Origin of the sequence: Clostridium sp. AF29-8BH (assembly GCF_003478145.1) — a bacterium.
Taxonomy (GTDB): domain Bacteria; phylum Bacillota; class Clostridia; order Lachnospirales; family Lachnospiraceae; genus Otoolea; species Otoolea fessa.
The window spans coordinates 1-4,849 of the sequence record NZ_QUEL01000045.1 but is presented as its reverse complement, the minus strand read 5'-3'; the positions used below and the strand labels follow the sequence as shown (position 1 = coordinate 4,849).

Below are 4,849 nucleotides of genomic sequence, written 5' to 3'. Positions count from 1 at the left end.
AGGGCTTAACCAAAAGGTTATGGTTAAGGATAGGTAAGAGGAAGTTATTTCCTGAAGGATGAAAGATAGAAAGTAGAAGAAATTCAGTGTGCAGTTTTGAAGGTATATAAACTTTCAAGAAAATCAAATATAAACGTGGATGACGGGGTGTGGCTCAGCTTGGCTAGAGCGCTGGTTTGGGACCAGGAGGTCGCAGGTTCGAATCCTGTCACCCCGATTCTTACAAATATGCGCGAGTGGCTCAGTTGGTGGAGCGCGACCTTGCCAAGGTCGAGGCCGCGGGTTCGAGTCCCGTCTCGCGCTCTTTTTATTATTGCGGAAGCTTTGATTCATCAGGTTTCCGCTTTTTTGCATTTTCATTTTCATGTAGACAGTTGTAGACACCTGAAGACAATATATACGCTTACAGACTGTTTAAAAGCAATTTGTTGGAATAAATGTATCGCAGAGTAAAAGGAGGAAACCAAATGAGCAAAGTATTAATTCTAAACGGAAGTCCACGTGTAAACGGCAACACATCCATTGCCATCCGGGAAATGGAGAATGTATTTCGAAATAGTGGGGTAGAGGTAACAACCATACAGATTGGAAATAAAGATATCCGGGGCTGTATTGCCTGTAACCAGTGCAGCAAAATTGGAAAATGTGTGTTTGATGATATCGTAAATGAGCTGGCACCTCTCTTTGAGGCGGCGGATGGCCTGGTGATTGCCAGTCCGGTCTACTATGCATCGGCTAATGCGACGCTGATTGCCTGTCTTGACCGCTTGTTTTACAGCACGTCCTTTGATAAGAGCATGAAGGTGGGTGCCAGTGTAGTCTGTGCACGCAGAGGCGGCTGCTCAGCGACTTTTGATGAATTGAACAAATTTTTTACCATCAGCAATATGCCGATCGCATCCAGCAGATACTGGAACAGTATTCACGGCTGTGAGAAAGGGGAGGCAGAGATGGATGAGGAAGGCAAGCAGACGATGCGGATGCTTGCAAAGAATATGACATTTCTTATGAAGTCCATCGAGCTTGGCAAGAAAGAATATGGTCTTCCGGAACAGGAGGAGCGGACGGCGACGAATTTTATTCGGTAAGTTTAAGGGAGTCAGAGCATTTTTGATAAGGTAGTCCATGCGCCGGCTGGATGGAGATACGATTTCGAAAATGAGATCGGGAGCGCCGGAACAGCCGCGGTCGGTCAATTTATTCGGATCACAGATAAGAGAGATATCAGGCTCAGCCCAATCTTTATCATCCGCATCCAGATTGACGGCGAAAGGAGGCGGATAAACGCGGCATTTTCCGCCGTTGGACTCGATATAATTTCCAAGAAGGCGGGAAATCTGGTAGGAAATTTCCTGATAAATCCGGCTCGGAGGTGCCATATTATAAAATTGCCCGTCGATCAGCTTTGCACGCTGTCCGTCGGGCAAATTCCAGTAATCTTTTAAATATAGGTATACCTATAGCTAAAAGTATATTACAGGAAGAAATTATTTTCAATTATCCGTACGTATTCGCAACCAATCCCAGATAACCTCAGCGTCGTATCAGGTCATATGGATAATGATGACCTGATAATCGCGAACCGTCTCATACGGAAGTTTACCGGAACCGTCATGCATCCATCACAGGAAAAGGCTGTAGCGGACGATGGCATACTCTAACGCGATCCCCTGCATCTGTAGAATCATATCTTCCAGTCCGCTGCCTGGTTCCAGTAGAGCGGAAAAGAACGCATTTGCCAGAAAATGACGAAGAGGCATCTGAGAGAGCACCGATGCATTTCGAAATTTTTCCCAGGGTAGTTCAATATCGCAGATCAGTGAGCGTAGCTGCGGGAGAGCCCTTCGGAAAATTTCTGTGGACAGGATATGTATGAGGGAAGATTCCCGGGGGATTTTGAGCGGAAATATGGTTGGATGGCAAAAGTTCACGCGCCATTTGGACAAAATCCTGCATGACAGGAGACAGAAACTTGCTCTGATGCCACGCCAGATGAACGGTATTTTGAAAAGAAAAATCCGAAAAATAGATCCGGGAAATGGCACTGAGTCTCAGCTCAGCTCGATCATAGTGCTTGGAAGAATCGTGACGCCAAGCCCCAGGCGGACGGCTTCGAGAATGGCCTCTTGCGAGGTGCTTTCCCAGGCAGGGGTGACCTCACAGCCGGTCTGGCGGATGGCATTTTGAAATACTTCATAGGAGGTGCTGCCGACTTCGCGAAAGAGCAGCGGTTGTTTCATAAATGTATTGATGGAAACGGTTTTTCCTGCCATCGGGTGTCCCGGCGCGCAGATGGCGGTGTAGTGTTCCTGAAACAGGGGAGTCAGGGCAATCTGTTCGGAGTGGATGGTTCCGCCGACGATTGCAAGATCTAGCGCCCCATTTAAGAGCATGGCTTCCGTCTGTGCGGTCGTCTGTATATGGACCTGCGTGTGCACCTGGGATATGTCTCTTGAAATAGCTGCATGAAACGTGGCAGATAGGAAATCCCCACGTTGGTGCTGGCACCGATGCGGAGAACTCCGCTGATTCCGGAATTGGAAAATGCCAGTTCCATTTCATCGTACATCTGGATAAAATGACGTGCATAGTCGAGAAAACGCCGCCCTTCGCCGGTAATTCGCAGACGCTGGTTGATCCGGTCGAAAAATAATGTTCCGTAGTGTTCTTCGAGCTCCCGGACGGCGGTGCTGACGGTTGGCTGCGTCAGGTAGAGATTGCGTGCCGCCTGTGTAATGCTTCCGGCGGATGCTACTTCGATAAAAATTCGGAAATGCCGCAGTGTCATGAAAACTCCTTTCCTGAATGTTTCATAAGGAGTGGGAAACATTCGTATCTGTGTGTTTGTCCTGCTTTTTGCCTGCCGTCAGAAAGGTTATTTTTGACGGCGCTGCTTTTATAGACGATCATAGATATTTTGATAAGAACTATATATAAATTATAGTAATTTTAAAATGAATTGGCAAGTGTTATAATGGGCACAGAAAAAGGAATGTTGTTTTGCGTGAAGGAGAACTGGGAGAGACAAAAGATAAAATAGAAAAAGGGGGAATGGCAGATGAAACAGAAGCATCGACTGCTGGTTTTATTTTTAAAAACACTTTATATCAGCGCATTTACATTCGGGGGCGGTTTTGTCATTGTGACATTTATGAAGAAATGTTTCGTGGATGAGCTTCACTGGATTGATGAACAGGAAATGCTTGATTTTACCGCACTGGCACAGTCCTGTCCGGGCGCGATTGCGGTAAATGGGGCAATTTTGGTTGGCTGGAAAGTATATGGGTTTGCCGGAATGGTGGTGGCAGTCATCGGAACGATTCTTCCGCCGATGGCGATTCTGGCGGTTTTATCCGTCTGTTACGCCGCGTTTGCGTCGAACATCTGGGTGGCAGCAGCACTAGAGGGAATGCGAGTCGGCGTGGCGGCTGTGATTCTGGATGTTTCCTGTGGGCTGGGAGTGAATGTTCTGAAGGAAAAAAAGCTGTATTCAATTGCAATCATGGTAATTGCGTTCCTGGCTGATTTTGTGCTGGATGTGAATGTAATCTATATCATTGCGGCGGGTATTCTGGCGGGAACGATTCGATTTATCTGGATGAGAAAACGTGAGCAGACGGCCGGTGCGGTATAGAGGGGGAGAATAGATATGATCTATATACAATTATTTTTGAGCTTTCTGCAGATAGGGCTTTTCAGCGTGGGCGGCGGCTACGCGGCGATTCCACTGGTACAGAGCCTGATTGTGGAACGACAGGGATGGATCACGATGACGGAGTTTACGAATCTTATCACGATCGCCGAAATGACGCCGGGACCGATTGCGGTCAATTCAGCAACCTTTGTCGGAATTCGGATAGCGGGACTTCCGGGGGCGGTTGCGGCAACCTGGGGATGTATTTTCCCATCTTGTATCATTGTATCGGTATTGGCATACATATATCGGCGTTACCGTGGCGGCTCTGCGATGGGAAGTATTTTAGGCAGTCTTCGCCCAGCGGTAGTGGCGCTGATCGCAGGTGCCGGACTTTCGATGCTACTGGCAGCAGTTCTTCCAGAGGTAAATGGGGAAAGGATGATCCAGTGGGGCAGTCTGGTTCTTTTTTCGGCAGCTTTTATAGCGCTCCGTAAATGGAAACTGAACCCAATTCTTGTGATGTGGGTCTGCGGCGGTGTCAGCCTGGCAGTTAAATTGATTGAGAGGTAGTATAGGAATAGGTAATAGATATAAATGAGAGTGTAGATGGAGATTGAAAGCGGTATTTATGAATGGATGGAAATGGCATCGGATTCTTTTGATTCGATGCCATTTCTGGGATTAGGGGAAATAGATGCATAGACTTCAAATAGTTAGAATATTCTAAAAATCACAACAAAATAAAAAGAATAACAAATATAGAAAAATCGTTGACAATCCTTGGAAACTCTGGTATCATAACATACGTCCTTGAGACAAGGACGAATCAATCGAAGAAATAAGAGCGGAAACGCAAATGGGTTTCTGAGAAAGATTAAAAATAAAATAAAAAAGTTGTTGACAAAGTCAATTGCTTATGATAATATAAATAAGCTGTCGATGAGACAACAACAAAGAACCTTGAAAACTGAACAGTATGTAAAACCCTGAAAATTCTAAGAACAAAGGCTTTTGGTTAAGCCTTGAAGTTCAAGAGAACATTCAGAACAAAACCAAAACAACAGTAATAACGGTTAAAATTAGCCAAGCGAATTTTGACTGGAATCAAAACTTTAACATGAGAGTTTGATCCTGGCTCAGGATGAACGCTGGCGGCGTGCTTAACACATGCAAGTCGAACGAAGCAATCTAGCGGAAGTTTTCGGATGGAAG

5 protein-coding genes, 2 tRNA genes, 1 rRNA gene and 1 pseudogene are annotated in these 4,849 nt (G+C 46.0%); 6 read left to right on the top strand and 3 right to left on the bottom strand.

The features are described from left to right. The first annotated feature begins 143 nt into the window (after nucleotides 1–143). The 3 genes from DWZ16_RS15030 (at nucleotide 144) to DWZ16_RS15020 (ending at nucleotide 1,088) form a co-directional block, all read left to right on the top strand. Nucleotides 144–217: transfer RNA gene (locus DWZ16_RS15030), tRNA-Pro, on the top strand. A gap of 13 nt (nucleotides 218–230) precedes the next feature. Further along, nucleotides 231–303: transfer RNA gene (locus DWZ16_RS15025), tRNA-Gly, on the top strand. 164 nt (nucleotides 304–467) lie between these two features. Then, on the top strand, nucleotides 468–1,088 hold the full coding sequence (locus tag DWZ16_RS15020; protein ID WP_118523166.1) for a flavodoxin family protein: 621 nt from the start codon (nucleotides 468–470) through the stop codon (nucleotides 1,086–1,088). A 30-nt stretch (nucleotides 1,089–1,118) separates the two neighbouring features. Here the strand turns inward: DWZ16_RS15020 and DWZ16_RS15015 are convergent. The 3 genes and pseudogenes from DWZ16_RS15015 to DWZ16_RS15005 form a co-directional block, all read right to left on the bottom strand. Then, nucleotides 1,119–1,427, bottom strand: a pseudogene (locus DWZ16_RS15015) (Uma2 family endonuclease); the annotation flags it as partial. A 624-nt stretch (nucleotides 1,428–2,051) separates the two neighbouring features. Beyond that, nucleotides 2,052–2,393 carry a LysR substrate-binding domain-containing protein gene (locus DWZ16_RS15010; RefSeq protein WP_243022054.1) on the bottom strand — a complete coding sequence of 114 codons (342 nt, stop codon included), beginning with the start codon at nucleotides 2,391–2,393 and terminating at the stop codon, nucleotides 2,052–2,054. Further along, nucleotides 2,384–2,788: a LysR family transcriptional regulator gene (locus DWZ16_RS15005; protein WP_182427386.1), complete on the bottom strand. Its 405-nt coding sequence runs from the start codon at nucleotides 2,786–2,788 to the stop codon at nucleotides 2,384–2,386. Before DWZ16_RS15005 ends, DWZ16_RS15010 begins: the two co-directional genes overlap by 10 nt. 270 nt (nucleotides 2,789–3,058) lie before the next feature. Here DWZ16_RS15005 and DWZ16_RS15000 point away from each other — a divergent pair, with 270 nt between their 5' ends. The 3 genes from DWZ16_RS15000 to DWZ16_RS14990 form a co-directional block, all read left to right on the top strand. Then, complete coding sequence (locus DWZ16_RS15000; protein WP_117796894.1) at nucleotides 3,059–3,634, top strand: chromate transporter; 576 nt, start codon at nucleotides 3,059–3,061, stop codon at nucleotides 3,632–3,634. A 15-nt stretch (nucleotides 3,635–3,649) separates the two neighbouring features. Next, nucleotides 3,650–4,207: a chromate transporter gene (locus DWZ16_RS14995; RefSeq protein WP_117796893.1), complete on the top strand. Its 558-nt coding sequence runs from the start codon at nucleotides 3,650–3,652 to the stop codon at nucleotides 4,205–4,207. A 543-nt stretch (nucleotides 4,208–4,750) separates the two neighbouring features. Next, nucleotides 4,751–4,849, top strand: a 16S ribosomal RNA gene (locus DWZ16_RS14990); the annotation flags it as partial.

What these genes read in the sequence shown, in the direction of transcription:
- DWZ16_RS15000 (WP_117796894.1), top strand. Translation starts at nt 3,059, where the DNA reads ATGAAACAGAAGCATCGACTGCTGGTTTTATTTTTAAAAACACTTTAT.
- DWZ16_RS15005 (WP_182427386.1), bottom strand. Translation starts at nt 2,788, where the DNA reads ATGACACTGCGGCATTTCCGAATTTTTATCGAAGTAGCATCCGCCGGA.
- DWZ16_RS14995 (WP_117796893.1), top strand. Translation starts at nt 3,650, where the DNA reads ATGATCTATATACAATTATTTTTGAGCTTTCTGCAGATAGGGCTTTTC.
- DWZ16_RS15010 (WP_243022054.1), bottom strand. Translation starts at nt 2,393, where the DNA reads ATGCTCTTAAATGGGGCGCTAGATCTTGCAATCGTCGGCGGAACCATC.
- DWZ16_RS15020 (WP_118523166.1), top strand. Translation starts at nt 468, where the DNA reads ATGAGCAAAGTATTAATTCTAAACGGAAGTCCACGTGTAAACGGCAAC.